Consider the following 16135-nt stretch of genomic DNA (forward strand, 5'->3'; position numbering starts at 1 on the left):
ATCTGGCGGGTGGCGCTGCGCTTACCCGCCCTACAAAACACCTACATTCCTCTGCGGGTTCTGCGCTGGGTATAAATCGCATCGGCGACGAAAATCGCCAGCGCCACCCAGATAAAGGCGAAGGTCACCATCTTATCCGCACCCGGCACTTCGCCGTAAAACACCACCGCCAGCAGAAACATCAGCGTCGGGCCAATGTACTGGAAGAAGCCCAGCGTGGAGAGGCGCAGGCGCGTTGCCGCACCGGTGAAGCACAGCAGCGGAATGGTGGTCACTACGCCTGCCGCCATCAGCATCAGGTTCAGCGACCACGGGTTGCTGCCCATATGGCTGGTGGTGCTGTCGGCGATACCGAACAGATAGATCGCCGCCACCGGCAGCAGCCACAGGGTTTCAAACAGCATCCCGGTTTGCGCTTCCACCGCAATTTTCTTACGTACCAGGCCGTAAAAAGCAAAGCTGAACGCCAGACCGAGGGCGATAACCGGCAGCGAGCCAAAGGTCCACAGCTGCACCAGCACGCCGCAGAAGGCGAGAATCACCGCCACCCACTGCATCCGGCGGAAGCGTTCGCCGAGGAAAATCATCCCCAGCACGATATTCACCAGCGGGTTAATGAAGTACCCCAGGCTCGCTTCGAGCATGTGGTGGTTATTCACCGCCCAGATAAACAGCAGCCAGTTGCCGCCGATCAGCACCGCAGAAAGCGCCAGCAGGAAGACCTTTTTAGGGGTTTGCAGCAGCGTTTTAACGCCGGACCACTGACGGCTGAGGCTCATCAGCGCGATCATGAAGAAGAACGACCAGATGACGCGGTGAGTGAGGATCTCGTCGGCCGGAACATAGGCGATAAATTTGAAGTACGCCGGGGCGATACCCCAAATAAAATAAGCGGCAAGGGCGAGTAAAACGCCCTGCCGCGTCTGTTTAGCATCCATCGGGAAAATCCGTTACAAAAAAGTGAATCAATTTTACCCGAATTTGCCGCCTCAACCCACCATATAAGTGGCGGTTGCGCTGGCGATATAAACCTGCTCCTCGTTATGTAGCTCAACGCGGGCAACGGCAACTTTGTTCCCGGCACGCAGCAGGCTGCTGGTGCAGGTAAAGCGGTTTCCGCGCCCCGGGCGAAGATAGTCGACGCGTAAATCAATGGTGCCCATGCGCGCCAGACGCTGGCGGAGTTCATCTTCGTTGATGGTGTCATGGCGCGTCAGCGTACTGCCCACGCAGACCAGGCCTGCCGCCACGTCCAGCGCGGAGGCAATCACCCCGCCGTGCAGAATACTTTGCGCCCAGTTACCCACCATCATCGGCTGGTTGTTGAAACTCAGCTGGGCAAACTCTTTCTCGTAACGCTCCAGCTCAAGACCCAGTGCACGGTTAAACGGCATATGGTAAACAAAAATCTCGCCCACGAGTTTTAACACTTCTTCGGCGGTAAGCATGGCTGACATGAGGCATCACATCCTTATTGTTAATGAAATGTTGATTTTATGCTTCAGCAATAAGGAATTCCACTTTCAGAAACGAGGATGCAGCAGTTATCGCAGAAGTCTGTAGAATGTTCGCCTCATAACTATTCAGGTAATTTTACTCTTTGCAGGAGAACACCACCGATGCGGACGTATCTGGCCTGGTTACTGGCGGCGGTTGCGCTGCCCCTCACAGCATATGCGCAGGAAGCGACGATTAAAGAAGTCCATGATAAACCTGCCGTTAAGGGCAGCATTATCGCCAATATGCTGCAGGAGCATGACAATCCGTTCACGCTCTACCCGTATGACACGAACTACGTGATTTATACCCAAACCAGCGATCTCAACAAAGAGGCGATAAGCTCCTATAACTGGTCTGATAATGCGCGTAAGGATGAGGTGAAGTTCCAGCTTAGCCTCGCGTTCCCGTTCTGGCGCGGTATTATGGGGCCAAACTCGGTGCTCGGCGCGTCTTATACGCAGAAATCCTGGTGGCAGCTCTCCAACAGCGGCGAATCTTCACCGTTCCGTGAGACCAACTATGAGCCGCAGCTTTTCCTCGGCTTCGCAACGGATTATGAATTTGCTGGCTGGACGCTGCGCGACGTCGAAGTGGGCTTTAACCATGATTCTAACGGACGTTCCGATCCAACCTCCCGTAGCTGGAACCGCGCCTATACGCGCCTGATGGCGCAGAACGGTAACTGGATGGTGGAAGTGAAGCCGTGGTATGTGCTCGGCAGCACCGATGACAACCCGGATATCACCAAATATATGGGCTACTACCAGCTCAAAGTCGGCTATCAGTTAGGTGAAGCCGTGCTGAGCGCGAAAGGCCAGTACAACTGGAACACCGGCTACGGCGGTGCGGAGCTCGGTCTGAGCTACCCGGTGACGAAGCACGTGCGTCTCTATACCCAGGTGTATAGCGGCTACGGCGAGTCGCTGATCGACTACAACTTCAATCAGACTCGCGTTGGCGTGGGCGTAATGCTGAACGATATTCTCTAAGCTGCTCGAATGTTTTTGCGTTAAACGTTGAAGTTTCTCTCTCAGGCGCTGAAAATAGCGCCTGTTTTATTTTTCGCAAATGGGGTTAACGTGGCGCAGGCGGAAGTATTGAATCAGGAGTCGCTGGCTAAACAGGTTTTGCATGAAACCTTTGGCTACCAGCAGTTCCGCCCCGGCCAGGAAACCATCATTGAAACCGTGCTGGAAGGCCGCGATTGCCTGGTGGTGATGCCGACCGGCGGCGGTAAATCCCTCTGTTATCAGGTGCCCGCGCTGGTGCTTAACGGCCTGACGGTCGTGGTATCCCCGCTCATTTCCCTGATGAAAGACCAGGTCGACCAGCTGCTCGCCAACGGGGTGGCGGCGGCCTGCCTGAACTCGACGCAAACCCGCGAGCAGCAGCAAGAGGTGATGGTCGGGTGCCGCACCGGGCAGATCCGCCTGCTGTATATCGCGCCAGAACGCCTGATGCTGGATAACTTCCTCGACCATCTCGCGCACTGGAACCCGGTCCTGCTGGCGGTGGATGAAGCGCACTGTATCTCCCAGTGGGGACACGATTTCCGCCCGGAATATGCCGCCCTCGGCCAGCTGCGTCAGCGCTTCCCTGAACTGCCGTTTATGGCGCTTACCGCCACGGCGGACGACACCACGCGTCTGGATATCGTTCGCCTGCTGGGGCTGAACGACCCGTATATTCAGGTCAGCAGCTTCGACCGCCCGAACATCCGCTACATGCTGATGGAAAAATTCAAGCCGCTGGACCAGCTCCTGCGCTACGTTCAGGAGCAGCGCGGCAAGTCCGGTATCATCTACTGCAACAGCCGTGCGAAGGTGGAAGACACCGCCGCGCGTCTGCAAAACCGTGGCTTTAGCGCCGCCGCATATCACGCCGGGCTGGAGAACCACATCCGCGCCGACGTGCAGGAGAAATTCCAGCGCGACGACCTGCAAATCGTCGTCGCGACGGTGGCGTTCGGGATGGGCATCAACAAGCCCAACGTGCGCTTTGTGGTGCATTTCGACATTCCGCGCAATATCGAATCCTACTATCAGGAGACCGGCCGCGCCGGGCGTGACGGCCTGCCTGCGGAAGCGATGCTGTTTTACGATCCGGCCGATATGGCGTGGCTGCGCCGCTGTCTGGAAGAGAAGCCGCAGGGACAACTCCAGGACATTGAGCGCCACAAGCTCAACGCGATGGGTGCCTTCGCTGAAGCGCAAACCTGCCGCCGTCTGGTGCTGCTCAACTACTTTGGTGAGGGGCGACAGGAGCCGTGCGGCAACTGCGATATCTGCCTCGATCCGCCAAAGCAGTACGATGGCCTGATGGACGCGCGCAAAGCGCTCTCGACCATTTACCGCGTGAATCAACGCTTCGGGATGGGCTACGTGGTGGAGGTGCTGCGGGGTGCCAATAACCAGCGTATCCGCGACATGGGGCACGACAAGCTGCCGGTTTACGGCATCGGTAAAGACCAGAGCCACGAGCACTGGGTCAGCATTATTCGTCAGCTGATCCACCTCGGCTTTGCCACACAGAACATTGCCCAGCACTCCGCGCTACAGCTGACCGAAGCAGCGCGTCCGGTGCTGCGCGGTGACGTTGAGCTCAAGCTCGCCGTGCCGCGCGTGGTCGCCCTCAAGCCGCGGGTGATGCAGAAATCCTACGGCGGCAACTACGACCGCAAGCTGTTTGCCAAGCTCCGCAAGCTGCGTAAAGCTATCGCTGACGAAGAGAACATCCCGCCATACGTGGTGTTCAACGACGCGACGCTGATAGAGATGGCCGAGCAGATGCCGCTCAGCGCCAGCGAAATGCTCAGCGTTAACGGCGTGGGGACGCGCAAGCTGGAGCGCTTCGGTAAAGAGTTTATGGCGCTTATCCGCTCTCACGCCGATGGTGACGACGAGGAGTAGTCAGACGGGCGAAAAAGTGCCAGGATGATGACTCACTGAATTATTTCCCCGCGAGCTAATTATGTTAATGCTATTTCTCACCGTGGCGTTAGTGCACATCGTTGCGCTGATGAGCCCTGGCCCAGACTTTTTCTTCGTGTCGCAAACTGCCGTCAGCCGCTCCCGCAAAGAGGCGATGATGGGCGTGCTCGGTATTACCATGGGCGTTATGGTCTGGGCGGCGGTCGCGCTGCTCGGTCTGAACCTGATCCTGGCGAAGATGGCGTGGCTGCATAACATCATTATGGTTGGCGGCGGGCTGTACCTGTGCTGGATGGGCTACCAGATGCTGCGCGGGGCGCTGAAGAAAGAAGAGAAAAAGCCAGAAGAGCCAAAGGTAGAGCTGGCAACGGGCGGCCGCAGCTTTGTAAAAGGGCTCCTGACTAACCTGGCAAACCCGAAAGCGATTATCTATTTCGGATCCGTGTTCTCGCTGTTTGTGGGTGACAGCGTCGGCGCAGGCGCGCGCTGGGGGATCTTCCTGCTGATCGTTGTTGAGACGTTCGCCTGGTTCACTATTGTTGCCAGCCTGTTCGCCTTACCGGCGATGCGCCGCGGCTATCAGCGCATCGCGAAGTGGATCGACGGCTTCGCCGGCGCGCTGTTCGCCGGCTTCGGCATTCATCTCATCATTTCTCGCTAAGCATGACGCGCTGACGCAAGCAGCGCGCCAACCAGCATAAACAGCGAACCAAAGACTTTATTCAGGGCCTTCACCTGCTTAGGCCCTTTGATCCACGCCGCTATCCGCTGTGCCAGCGTCGCGTAACCAATCATCACGATGATATCGACGATGATGGTGGTCGCGCCCAGCACCACGTACTGCATCACCTGGGGCTGATGTGGCACGATAAACTGTGGGAACAGGGCGGCGAGGAACACGATGCTTTTCGGGTTCGTCAGGTTCACGAACACCGCGCGCTTAAACAGGTGGCCGCGCGTTTGCGTCCTGGAGAGCGTATTCAGGTCAATCGAGCCTGCCGCGCGCCACTGCTGGATACCGAGCCAAATCAGATACGCCGCACCGGCCCACTTCAGCACTTCAAACGCCAGCACCGAACGAGAGAACAGCGTCCCCAGACCAATCCCCACCAGCACAATATGAATGCCGAGCCCGGTCTGTAAACCGGCAATGGACGCCGCCGCACCGCGATAGCCGTGGTTGATGGAAGTGGTCATAGTGTTAATGGCGCCAGAGCCGGGTGAAAGGCTAAGGATGATTGATGTCAGCAGGTAGGCGAACCACCACTCGAAGGTCATTTGAAGCTCCCGAACCGTCTATTTTTATGCCACAATACGCTATTGTTGAGTCATTTTGTGACCAGTGACGAAAAAAAACGATATTCCCTGGATTACGTGAGTGGAAACCCAATGTTTCAGCAGAAAAAGGACTGGGAAACACGAGAAAACGCGTTTGCTGCTTTCTCAATGGGGCCGCTGACCGATTTCTGGCGGCAGCGTGAGGAAGACGAGTTTACGGGCGTCGGTGGCATCCCGGTGCGCTTCGTTCGCTTCCGCAATGAAAAAAATGACCGGGTGATCGTGGTCTGCCCCGGGCGTATCGAAAGCTACGTTAAATATGCCGAACTGGCCTACGACCTGGTCAACATGGGGTTTGACGTGCTGATCATCGACCACCGTGGACAGGGGCTGTCCGGGCGCATGCTGCCGGATACGCACCGCGGGCACGTGGATCACTTCAGCGATTACGTCGACGATTTTGCCGCGTTCTGGCAGCAGGAAGTTCAGCCCGGCCCCTGGCGCAAGCGGTACATCCTTGCGCACTCCATGGGCGGCGCCATTTCGACGCTGTTTTTGCAGCGGTATGAGCACCAGTGCGACGCCATTGCGCTCACCGCGCCGATGTACGGTATTGTCATTCGTTTTCCCGACTGGATGGTGCGCCATCTTCTCGACTGGGCTGAGGGCCATCAGCGCATTCGTGAAGGCTATGCCATCGGAACCGGACGCTGGCGCGCATTGCCGTTCGCCATCAACGTCTTAACCCACAGTCGGCAGCGCTATCGCCGCAACCTGCGCTTTTATGCCGATGAACCGCGCTTGCGCGTCGGCGGCCCGACCTGGCACTGGGTGCGTGAGGGTATTCTGGCCGGTGAGCAGGTGTTGGCAGGCGTAGGTGATGATGACACGCCGACGCTTCTGATTCAGGCGGAAGAAGAGCGTGTGGTGGATAACCGCATGCATGACCGCTATTGTGAACTGCGCGCTGCCGCCGGTCACCCTTGTGAAGGGGGTAAACCGCTGGTCATCAACGGCGCGTACCATGAGATCCTTTTTGAAAAGGACGCTATGCGCTCAGTCGCGCTTAACGCCATCGTCGAGTTTTTCGACCGGCATAACTGATTTTCTATTGAGGTTAAATTTTCCTATGTACCAGGTTGTTGCATCTGATTTAGATGGCACGCTGCTTTCCCCCGACCACACCCTGTCGCCTTATGCGAAAGAGACCTTAAAGCTTCTGACCGCCCGTGGCGTGAACTTTGTGTTCGCTACCGGCCGCCACCACGTGGACGTGGGGCAGATCCGCGATAATCTGGAGATCAAGTCGTACATGATCACCTCCAACGGTGCGCGCGTGCATGATACCGACGGCAACCTGATCTTCACCCATAACCTGGATCGCGATATTGCTGCCGATCTCTTCGGCGTGGTGCATAACAATCCGGCTATCGTCACCAACGTATACCGTGACGACGAATGGTTCATGAACCGCCACCGCCCGGATGAAATGCGTTTCTTCAAGGAAGCGGTATTCAACTACTCCCTGTATGAGCCGGGCCTGCTGGATCCAGAGGGGATCAGCAAGGTGTTCTTCACCTGCGACAGCCACGAAGAGCTGCTGCCGCTTGAGCAGGCGATCAACGCCCGCTGGGGCGATCGCGTCAACGTGAGCTTCTCTACCCTGACCTGTCTGGAAGTGATGGCGGGCGGCGTTTCTAAAGGTCACGCGCTCGAAGCGGTTGCGAAACGTCTGGGCTTCGCGCTTAAAGACTGTATCGCCTTTGGCGACGGCATGAACGACGCCGAGATGCTCTCTATGGCGGGCAAAGGCTGCATCATGGAAAACGCGCACCAGCGCCTGAAGGATCTGCATCCGGAGCTGGAGGTCATCGGCACCAACGCAGACAACGCGGTACCGAAATACCTGCGCAAACTGTTCCTTGAATAATCTTCATTCGGTTGTTTATTGTTCAGTTGTCAACTAAAGAGTTCGCTACAATGCCTGTCCTTCTTTCTGAGAGACAAGCATTGTGGCGCTACTCATTATCACCACTATCCTGTGGGCCTTCTCCTTTAGCCTGATTGGCGAATACCTTGCCGGTTCGGTCGACAGCTACTTCTCGGTGCTAATGCGCGTGGGGCTGGCGGCGCTGGTGTTTCTGCCGTTCCTGCGCACGCGCGGGCAATCGCTGAAAACCATTCTGCTGTACATGCTGGTGGGGGCGATGCAGCTTGGCATCATGTATCTGTTCAGCTTCCGGGCTTACGTCTACCTGTCCGTCTCCGAATTCCTGCTCTTTACCGTGCTGACGCCGCTCTATATCACCCTGATCTACGACCTGCTCAGCAGGCGCCGTCTGCGCTGGGGATATCTGCTAAGCGCCGCGCTGGCGGTTATTGGCGCGGCGATCATTCGCTACGACAAAGTTAGCGATCACTTCTGGACAGGGCTGATGTTCGTCCAGCTTGCCAACATCAGCTTTGCCATTGGTATGGTGGGCTACAAGCGCCTGATGGAAACCCGCCCGATGCCGCAGCACAACGCGTTTGCGTGGTTCTATATGGGTGCGGCGATCGTCGCGGTGGCGGCGTGGTTTATGCTCGGCAACCCGCAAAAGCTGCCGACCACCACCGTGCAGTGGAGCGTTCTGGTCTGGCTGGGCGTGGTGGCGTCGGGGCTGGGGTACTTTATGTGGAACTACGGCGCTACGCAGGTAGACGCCGGTACGCTGGGGATCATGAACAACATGCACGTCCCGGCGGGGCTGCTGGTGAACCTTGCCATCTGGCAGGAACAGCCGCACTGGCCGAGCTTCCTTATTGGGGGGGCGGTGATCCTGGCTTCACTGTGGGTCCATCGCCGCTGGGTCGCTCCGCGCTCCGCACAAACGGAAGATGGTCGCACGCGTGGTTCCGCGCTGAGCGAATAAACGCCTCCGTAACCGGCTGACGCTGCTCGCCATCGCGCACGGCGGCGTACAACCGGCTCCACAGTCCTTCCCCCAGGGTTTTGGTGACCACCAGACCCTGGCGTTCAAAGCTCTCAACCACCCAGTGCGGCAGCGCCGCGATACCCATGCTGGCCGCCACCATCTGGATCAGCAGCAGGGTGTTATCCACGCTTTTCAGTTGAGGGCTGATGCCTGCCGGCTGCAGAAAATGACGCCAGATATCCAGGCGGCTGCGCTGAACCGGGTAAATCAGCAGCGTTTCTGTCGCCAGATCTTCCGGCGTAATGCGCGTTTTGGCCGCCAGCGGATGGTCCGGCGCCAGCACCAGACGCACCTCAAAATCAAACATCGGCGAATAGTGCAGGCCGCTGCGCGGCAGGATGTCGGACGTCATCACCAGATCCAGCTCGCCCTGCTGGAGCGAGGGCTGCGGGTCGAACGTCACGCCGGATTTAAAGTCCATCTCCACCTGCGGCCACTTCTGGCGAAAGTTCTCAAGCGCGGGGGTCAGCCACTGAATACAGCTGTGGCACTCAATGGCGATCCGCAGTTTGGTCTGCTGCGGCTCGTTACACGCCTGCAGCGCGCTGGCGATCTGCGGCAGTACCTGATTCGCCAGTTGAAGAAGAATTTCACCCTGCGGCGTAAAGCGCAAAGGCTGGCTCTTACGCACAAAAAGACGAAATCCGAGGCGTTGTTCCAGATCGCTGAACTGGTGAGAAAGGGCGGACTGGGTCTGGTGCAGCGTGGCCGCTGCCGCCGCTAGCGAACCGCAGTTCCGCAACGCTTGTAGCGTTTTCAGGTGTTTAATCTCGATCATGAAAGTCCTTCACTCCGCCATGAACATTTTGCGCTTGAGGAATATACAGTACCTGCCAATTATAGATGTGTAAACATCTGGACGTCTAAATAACAAATTTCACAAGGGGCATACCATGACAATCCGCACTCACACTCTCGGTTTTCCTCGCGTTGGCCTGCGTCGCGAGCTGAAAAAAGCGCAAGAAAGCTACTGGGCGGGCAACGCCACCCGTGAAGAACTGCTGGCGGTGGGGCGGGAGCTGCGCGCCCGTCACTGGGATCAGCAAAAACAGGCGGGTATTGACCTGCTGCCTGTGGGCGATTTCGCCTGGTACGACCATGTTCTGACGACCAGCCTGCTGCTGGGCAACGTGCCGGCTCGTCATCAGAACAAAGATGGATCGGTGGATATCGACACCCTGTTCCGCATCGGCCGTGGCCGCGCGCCAACGGGTGAGCCAGCGGCAGCGGCGGAAATGACCAAGTGGTTTAACACCAACTATCACTATATGGTGCCGGAGTTCGTCAAAGGTCAGCAGTTTACGCTGGCCTGGACGCAGCTTCTGGACGAAGTGGATGAAGCACTGGCGCTGGGTCACCAGGTGAAGCCCGTATTGCTGGGGCCGGTAACCTACCTGTGGCTGGGTAAAGTGAAGGGCGAACAATTTGACCGCCTCAGCCTGCTGAACGATATTCTGCCGGTCTATAAGCAGGTGCTGATTGAGCTGGGCAAGCGCGGCATTCAGTGGGTGCAAATCGACGAACCCGCGCTGGTGCTGGAGCTGCCGCAGGAGTGGCTCGATGCCTTCAAACCGGCGTATGACGCGCTCACCGGACAGGTGAAGCTGCTGCTGACCACCTATTTCGAGGGCGTGACGCCGAACCTCGACACTATCACCGCGCTGCCGGTTCAGGGCCTGCACGTTGACCTGGTTCACGGTAAGGACGATGTCGCAGAGCTGCACAAGCGCCTGCCTGAGGAGTGGTTGCTCTCCGCCGGTCTGGTCAACGGCCGTAACGTCTGGCGCGCCGATCTGACCGAGAAATACGCCCAAATTAAAGACATCGTCGGCAAACGCGAGCTGTGGGTGGCTTCATCCTGCTCGCTGCTGCACAGTCCTATCGATCTGAGCGTGGAGACCCGTCTCGACCCTGAAGTGAAAAGCTGGTTTGCCTTCGCCCTGCAAAAATGTGAAGAGCTGGCGCTGCTGCGCGACGCGCTCAACAGCGGCGACACGGCGGCGATTACCGACTGGAGCGCACCGATTCAGGCGCGTCGTCACTCGGCTCGCGTGCACAACCCGGCGGTAGAAAAACGTCTGGCGGCCATCACCGCCCGGGACAGTCAGCGCCAGAGCCCGTACGAGGTACGTGCCGAAGCCCAGCGCGCCCGCTTCAACCTGCCTGCGTGGCCGACTACCACCATCGGTTCATTCCCGCAGACTACCGAGATCCGCGGCCTGCGTCTGGACTTCAAAAAGGGCAATCTGGACGCGAATCATTACCGCACCGGCATTGCGGAACACATCAAGCAGGCGATTATCGAGCAGGAACGCCTCGGGCTGGACGTGCTGGTACACGGTGAAGCCGAGCGTAACGACATGGTGGAATATTTCGGTGAGCACCTGGACGGCTTCGTCTTTACCCAGAACGGCTGGGTGCAGAGCTACGGCTCCCGCTGCGTGAAGCCGCCGGTGGTCATTGGCGACGTCAGCCGCCCGGAACCGATCACGGTGGAGTGGGCGAAGTACGCCCAGTCCCTGACCGACAAGCCGGTAAAAGGCATGCTGACCGGCCCGGTGACCATCCTCTGCTGGTCGTTCCCGCGCGAAGACGTGACCCGTGAAACCATCGCCAAACAGATCGCCCTGGCGCTGCGTGATGAAGTGGCGGATCTGGAGGCGGCGGGGATTGGCATCATCCAGATTGACGAACCGGCGCTGCGCGAAGGTTTGCCGCTGCGCCGCAGCGACTGGGATGCTTACCTGCAGTGGGGCGTGGAAGCATTCCGCATCAACGCCGCAGTGGCGAAGGACGACACCCAGATCCACACCCATATGTGTTACTGCGAATTTAACGACATCATGGATTCGATTGCCGCGCTGGATGCAGACGTGATCACCATCGAGACCTCGCGTTCAGACATGGAACTGCTGGAGTCGTTTGAAGAGTTCGACTACCCGAACGAAATTGGGCCGGGCGTGTACGACATTCACTCCCCGAACGTGCCGAGCGTGGAGTGGATTGAGGCGCTGCTTAAAAAAGCCGCTCAGCGCATCCCGGCGGAACGCCTGTGGGTAAACCCGGACTGCGGCCTGAAAACCCGCGGCTGGCCGGAGACGCGTGCGGCGCTCGCCAACATGGTGAAGGCGGCGCAGAATTTGCGTCAGGCTTGATGACGCGCAGGCCCGGTAAGTCGCAGTCGCCACCGGGCTTTTTTTATGCTTTCTTCCCACCGTACTGGCTAAACCATGCCAGCATTCTCTGCCAGCCATCTTTCGCGGATTCCGCGTGATAGCTCGGACGATAATCGGCATTAAACGCGTGTCCGGCATCGGGATACACCACGATTTCGGCCTTCGCGTTCGCCGCCCGCAGCGCGTGGCGCATCGTCTCGACGGTATCAAGCGGAATGCCGGTATCCTGGCCACCATATAGCCCTAACACCGGGGCATTGAGATCGGTAGCGATATCAACCGGATGCTTCGGTGAGTTCAGCGTCTTTTCGCCCACCAGTTTGCCGTACCAGGCAACGGCGGCTTTCAGCTGCGGGTTATGCGCGGCATACAGCCAGCTAATGCGTCCACCCCAGCAGAAACCGGTGACCATTAAGCGGTGCGGGTCGCCGCCGTTGCGCGCCGCCCAGCTGGCGACGTGGTCGAGGTCTGCCAGCACCTGCGCGTCCGGCACTTTGCTGACCAGGTTGCTGAACAGCGTCGGGATATCACTGTAGTCATTCGGATCGCCCTGACGGAAGTAGAGCTCTGGCGCAACGGCCAGATAACCCTCCAGCGCCAGGCGGCGGCAGAGGTCGCGAATATGTTCGTGAACGCCGAAAATCTCCTGAACCACAATCACGATGGGCAGCGGGCCGTCTGCTGACTTTGGCCGCGCGTGCCAGGCAGGCATATTTTCTCCCTGAGAGGGGATGGAGGTCTCGCCTGCCGTAATGGCCTCTTCTGAGGTTGAGACGATAGTTGAAGCATGCGGAGCCGCAGCAGGTGCAAATCCGGTTTTTTCAGTCATGGCATTCTCCGTACCAATGAGTTAGCGCAAAGGTAAATATAGACACCAGGTTAACAACTCACAGTGCCTTAAACGGTCTATCTTTTGTGCAGCACCCGACGATATAACTTGTTAATGTGATGTGAATCACTTTTTGATGGAAATTCAATGCAACCATTTTCATTCATGGTGAGATGTGTCACGAAATTATGCTTACCGCTTCTGTAAAGTACCGTTTTACTTCTTCTGACTAACCGACCCACAGAGGAGTCACCTATGTCTAAGTCTGATGTTTTTCATCTCGGCCTCACTAAAAACGATTTACAAGGGGCTACGCTCGCTATCGTCCCTGGCGACCCAGAGCGTGTGGAAAAGATCGCCGCGCTGATGGATAAGCCGGTCAAGCTGGCTGCCCATCGTGAATTCACCACCTGGCGCGCAGAGCTGGATGGCAAAGCGGTGATTGTGTGCTCTACCGGTATCGGTGGCCCGTCTACCTCTATCGCCGTGGAAGAGCTGGCGCAGCTGGGCATTCGTACTTTCCTGCGTATCGGCACCACCGGCGCGATTCAGCCGCACATTAACGTGGGCGACGTGCTGGTGACGACCGCTTCCGTGCGTCTGGACGGCGCAAGCCTGCACTTTGCACCGATGGAATTCCCGGCAGTGGCTGACTTCGAGTGCACCACCGCGCTGGTTGAAGCGGCGAAATCCGTGGGCGCAACCACTCACGTGGGCGTAACTGCCTCTTCTGATACCTTCTATCCGGGCCAGGAGCGTTACGACACCTTCTCAGGCCGCGTGGTGAGCCGCTTCAAAGGCTCAATGGAAGAGTGGCAGTCTATGGGCGTGATGAACTACGAGATGGAATCCGCAACGCTGCTGACCATGTGCGCAAGCCAGGGTCTGCGTGCCGGTATGGTGGCGGGCGTTATCGTCAACCGTACCCAGCAGGAGATCCCGAACGCCGAAACCATGAAGCAGACAGAAAGTCACGCGGTGAAAATCGTGGTTGAAGCGGCTCGCCGCCTGATCTAGTTCTCCTCTCTGAGATAAAAGGCCGACGCGTTCGGCCTTTATTTTTTGCGTAGCGCCTCGCAGGAAAACCCTTTCAAACTGGACGTTTATACAGCACAATCTTATTTTGTGCGGGTAATACGTTGATGCAGGGGGCATTGTGGATATCTCAATCCTTATTTATGCGGTAATTGCGCTGGCGGGCGTGGCGATAGGCTGGCTGATATCCAGCTATCAGCATGCACAGCAGAAGGCCGAGCAACTGGCTGAACGCGAAGAGATCGTCGCCGATTTAAGCGCCGCAAAACAGCAACTTGCCCTAAGCGACCACTGGCGCGACGAGTGTGAACTGCTCAATAACGAACTGCGTAACCTGCGCGACATCAACACCTCCCTGGAGGCCGATCTCCGCGAAGTGACTACCCGCCTTGAATCCACCCAGCTGCATGCCGAAGACAAAATCCGCCAGATGATCAACAGCGAGCAGCGCCTCAGCGAGCAGTTCGAGAACCTCGCCAACCGCATTTTCGAGCACAGCAACCGCCGCGTTGATGAGCAAAATCGCCAGAGCCTGAACAGCCTGCTGACGCCGCTGCGCGAACAGCTGGACGGCTTTCGCCGTCAGGTACAGGACAGCTTTGGTCAGGAAGCCCGCGAACGCCACACGCTGGCGCATGAGATCCGCAATCTTCAACAGCTGAATGCCCAGATGGCGCAGGAGGCGGTCAACCTGACGCGGGCGCTGAAAGGCGATAACAAAACCCAGGGTAACTGGGGGGAAGTGGTGCTCACCCGCGTGCTGGAGGCCTCTGGCCTGCGGGAAGGGTATGAATACGAAACGCAGGTGAGTATCGAAAACGATGCCCGCTCGCGAATGCAGCCGGATGTGATTGTGCGTCTGCCGCAGGGCAAAGATGTGGTCATTGACGCCAAAATGACGCTGGTGGCCTATGAGCGCTACTTCAACGCTGAAGATGACTATACGCGCGAATCGGCGCTGCAGGAGCACATTGCCTCCGTGCGTAACCATATTCGCCTGCTGGGTAGAAAGGATTATCAGCAACTGCCGGGGCTGCGCTCGCTGGACTACGTGCTGATGTTTATCCCGGTCGAACCCGCGTTTTTGCTGGCGCTCGACAGACAGCCCGAACTGATCACCGAAGCGCTGAAAAATAACATTATGCTGGTCAGCCCCACCACGCTGCTGGTGGCCTTACGCACCATTGCGAACCTGTGGCGCTATGAGCACCAGAGCCGTAACGCGCAGCAGATTGCCGACCGCGCCAGCAAGCTGTACGACAAAATGCGCCTCTTCGTGGACGACATGTCCTCCGTCGGGCAAAGCCTGGATCGTGCGCAGGATAACTACCGCCAGGCGATGAAAAAGCTCTCCTCCGGGCGTGGCAACCTGCTTGCGCAGGCTGAAGCATTCCGCAGCCTGGGAGTGGAGGTTAAACGCGAGATTAATCCGGAATTGGTCGAACAGGCGACAGCCCAGGACGAAGAGTTCCGACTGCGTGAGGGCGGGGATGAACAAAATTCACCCAGCCAGGACAACGATTTAGCGCCGGATTTATCGCCAGACGAGCAGCCAGCGCGTTTCTTTCGCGGTGGTTGAATCGTAGGGCAATTGCGCCCAATCTGTTACACTTCACGAACATTTGACTGATTAGCAGGCTCTGAAATGGTTGACGATTCACAAGACACGACGCACTTTGGCTTTCAGACTGTAGCCAAAGCGCAGAAAGCTGACATGGTGGCCCACGTATTTCATTCCGTGGCGGCGAAGTACGATGTGATGAATGACTTGATGTCGTTCGGCATTCATCGCTTGTGGAAGCGCTTCACCATCGACTGCAGCGGTGTGCGTCGTGGACAAACGGTTCTCGATCTGGCTGGCGGTACGGGCGATCTGACGGCGAAATTCTCCCGTCTGGTGGGCGAAACCGGTCGCGTTGTACTGGCTGATATTAATGACTCCATGCTTAAAATGGGACGCGAAAAGCTGCGTAACATCGGCGTGGTGGGTAACGTGGAATACGTGCAGGCCAACGCCGAAGCGCTGCCGTTCCCGGACAATACTTTTGACTGCATCACGATTTCCTTCGGTCTGCGTAACGTCACTGATAAAGAAAAAGCGCTGCGTTCCATGTACCGCGTGTTGAAGCCGGGTGGACGCCTGCTGGTGCTCGAGTTCTCTAAACCGATTATCGACCCGCTGAGCAAAGCCTACGACGCCTATTCCTTCCACGTGCTGCCGCGTATTGGCGAACTGGTGGCAAACGACGCGGAAAGCTATCGCTATCTGGCGGAATCAATTCGCATGCATCCGGATCAGGACACCTTAAAAGCCATGATGCAGGATGCGGAATTTGAGAACGTTGAGTACTTCAACATGACGGCGGGTGTCGTCGCGCTGCATCGCGGTTACAAATTCTGAGTGGAGGTGTC

General features: G+C 57.7%; 15 protein-coding genes. 10 read left to right on the forward strand and 5 right to left on the reverse strand.

The window, feature by feature from the left end; translation table 11 throughout:
- Positions 1–41: 41 nt before the first annotated feature.
- Positions 42–938 carry an EamA family transporter RarD gene (gene rarD, locus IM314_RS18935; protein WP_193359251.1) on the reverse strand — a complete coding sequence of 299 codons (897 nt, stop codon included), beginning with the start codon at positions 936–938 and terminating at the stop codon, positions 42–44.
- Positions 939–989: 51 nt separating this feature from the next.
- Positions 990–1457 carry an acyl-CoA thioesterase YigI gene (gene yigI / locus IM314_RS18940; protein WP_028014789.1) on the reverse strand — a complete coding sequence of 156 codons (468 nt, stop codon included), beginning with the start codon at positions 1455–1457 and terminating at the stop codon, positions 990–992.
- A 162-nt stretch (positions 1458–1619) separates the two neighbouring features.
- Here yigI and pldA point away from each other — a divergent pair, with 162 nt between their 5' ends.
- The 3 genes from pldA to rhtC all read left to right on the forward strand — a co-directional run bounded on the left by pldA (position 1620) and on the right by rhtC (position 5091).
- Positions 1620–2489 carry a phospholipase A gene (gene pldA, locus IM314_RS18945; RefSeq protein ID WP_193359252.1) on the forward strand — a complete coding sequence of 290 codons (870 nt, stop codon included), beginning with the start codon at positions 1620–1622 and terminating at the stop codon, positions 2487–2489.
- Positions 2490–2579: 90 nt separating this feature from the next.
- Entirely contained in the window at positions 2580–4409 is a 1830-nt protein-coding gene (recQ, locus tag IM314_RS18950; protein ID WP_193359253.1) for an ATP-dependent DNA helicase RecQ, read from the forward strand.
- Positions 4410–4470: 61 nt separating this feature from the next.
- Positions 4471–5091 (forward strand): threonine export protein RhtC, encoded by a 621-nt coding sequence (rhtC, locus tag IM314_RS18955; RefSeq protein ID WP_010426287.1) that lies wholly within the window; start codon positions 4471–4473, stop codon positions 5089–5091.
- Here the strand turns inward: rhtC and rhtB are convergent.
- Positions 5088–5708, reverse strand: a complete 621-nt coding sequence (gene rhtB, locus IM314_RS18960) for a homoserine/homoserine lactone efflux protein (RefSeq protein ID WP_193359254.1) — start codon at positions 5706–5708, stop codon at positions 5088–5090. The two genes, rhtC and rhtB, sit on opposite strands and share 4 nt — an antisense overlap.
- Positions 5709–5819: 111 nt before the next feature.
- Here rhtB and pldB point away from each other — a divergent pair, with 111 nt between their 5' ends.
- From pldB to IM314_RS18975, 3 genes are all read left to right on the forward strand, one after another.
- Positions 5820–6812 carry a lysophospholipase L2 gene (gene pldB / locus IM314_RS18965; RefSeq protein ID WP_041911835.1) on the forward strand — a complete coding sequence of 331 codons (993 nt, stop codon included), beginning with the start codon at positions 5820–5822 and terminating at the stop codon, positions 6810–6812.
- 25 nt (positions 6813–6837) lie between these two features.
- Positions 6838–7638: a sugar/pyridoxal phosphate phosphatase YigL gene (gene yigL, locus IM314_RS18970; protein WP_028014784.1), complete on the forward strand. Its 801-nt coding sequence runs from the start codon at positions 6838–6840 to the stop codon at positions 7636–7638.
- Between the two features lie 82 nt (positions 7639–7720).
- A complete protein-coding gene (locus IM314_RS18975; protein ID WP_126327407.1) occupies positions 7721–8620 on the forward strand; it encodes a carboxylate/amino acid/amine transporter in 900 nt (299 codons plus the stop codon).
- On the opposite strand, the gene metR is transcribed toward IM314_RS18975, so the two are convergent.
- Positions 8508–9461: an HTH-type transcriptional regulator MetR gene (gene metR / locus IM314_RS18980; protein WP_028014783.1), complete on the reverse strand. Its 954-nt coding sequence runs from the start codon at positions 9459–9461 to the stop codon at positions 8508–8510. The two genes, IM314_RS18975 and metR, sit on opposite strands and share 113 nt — an antisense overlap.
- A 115-nt stretch (positions 9462–9576) precedes the next feature.
- On the opposite strand from metR, the gene metE reads away from it, so the two are divergent.
- Complete coding sequence (gene metE, locus IM314_RS18985; RefSeq protein WP_193359255.1) at positions 9577–11838, forward strand: 5-methyltetrahydropteroyltriglutamate--homocysteine S-methyltransferase; 2262 nt, start codon at positions 9577–9579, stop codon at positions 11836–11838.
- A gap of 43 nt (positions 11839–11881) precedes the next feature.
- On the opposite strand, the gene IM314_RS18990 is transcribed toward metE, so the two are convergent.
- On the reverse strand, positions 11882–12688 hold the full coding sequence (locus tag IM314_RS18990; protein ID WP_045631330.1) for a dienelactone hydrolase family protein: 807 nt from the start codon (positions 12686–12688) through the stop codon (positions 11882–11884).
- Between the two features lie 255 nt (positions 12689–12943).
- On the opposite strand from IM314_RS18990, the gene udp reads away from it, so the two are divergent.
- From udp to ubiE, 3 genes are all read left to right on the forward strand, one after another.
- Positions 12944–13705, forward strand: a complete 762-nt coding sequence (gene udp / locus IM314_RS18995) for a uridine phosphorylase (RefSeq protein ID WP_003860792.1) — start codon at positions 12944–12946, stop codon at positions 13703–13705.
- A 139-nt stretch (positions 13706–13844) separates the two neighbouring features.
- Positions 13845–15302 carry a DNA recombination protein RmuC gene (rmuC, locus tag IM314_RS19000; protein WP_041911838.1) on the forward strand — a complete coding sequence of 486 codons (1458 nt, stop codon included), beginning with the start codon at positions 13845–13847 and terminating at the stop codon, positions 15300–15302.
- A gap of 66 nt (positions 15303–15368) precedes the next feature.
- Positions 15369–16124, forward strand: a complete 756-nt coding sequence (gene ubiE / locus IM314_RS19005) for a bifunctional demethylmenaquinone methyltransferase/2-methoxy-6-polyprenyl-1,4-benzoquinol methylase UbiE (RefSeq protein ID WP_028014779.1) — start codon at positions 15369–15371, stop codon at positions 16122–16124.
- The last annotated feature ends 11 nt before the right edge of the window (positions 16125–16135 follow it).

The organism is Enterobacter cloacae complex sp. P42RS, assembly GCF_014930595.1.
Classification (GTDB): Bacteria; Pseudomonadota; Gammaproteobacteria; order Enterobacterales; family Enterobacteriaceae; genus Enterobacter; species Enterobacter bugandensis.

Bases quoted from the DNA above. Each gene is read 5' to 3' on its own strand.
- rarD (WP_193359251.1), bottom strand. From the start codon at position 938: ATGGATGCTAAACAGACGCGGCAGGGCGTTTTACTCGCCCTTGCCGCT.
- yigI (WP_028014789.1), bottom strand. From the start codon at position 1,457: ATGTCAGCCATGCTTACCGCCGAAGAAGTGTTAAAACTCGTGGGCGAG.
- pldA (WP_193359252.1), top strand. From the start codon at position 1,620: ATGCGGACGTATCTGGCCTGGTTACTGGCGGCGGTTGCGCTGCCCCTC.
- rhtC (WP_010426287.1), top strand. From the start codon at position 4,471: ATGTTAATGCTATTTCTCACCGTGGCGTTAGTGCACATCGTTGCGCTG.
- rhtB (WP_193359254.1), bottom strand. From the start codon at position 5,708: ATGACCTTCGAGTGGTGGTTCGCCTACCTGCTGACATCAATCATCCTT.
- pldB (WP_041911835.1), top strand. From the start codon at position 5,820: ATGTTTCAGCAGAAAAAGGACTGGGAAACACGAGAAAACGCGTTTGCT.
- yigL (WP_028014784.1), top strand. From the start codon at position 6,838: ATGTACCAGGTTGTTGCATCTGATTTAGATGGCACGCTGCTTTCCCCC.
- metR (WP_028014783.1), bottom strand. From the start codon at position 9,461: ATGATCGAGATTAAACACCTGAAAACGCTACAAGCGTTGCGGAACTGC.
- metE (WP_193359255.1), top strand. From the start codon at position 9,577: ATGACAATCCGCACTCACACTCTCGGTTTTCCTCGCGTTGGCCTGCGT.
- IM314_RS18990 (WP_045631330.1), bottom strand. From the start codon at position 12,688: ATGACTGAAAAAACCGGATTTGCACCTGCTGCGGCTCCGCATGCTTCA.
- udp (WP_003860792.1), top strand. From the start codon at position 12,944: ATGTCTAAGTCTGATGTTTTTCATCTCGGCCTCACTAAAAACGATTTA.
- ubiE (WP_028014779.1), top strand. From the start codon at position 15,369: ATGGTTGACGATTCACAAGACACGACGCACTTTGGCTTTCAGACTGTA.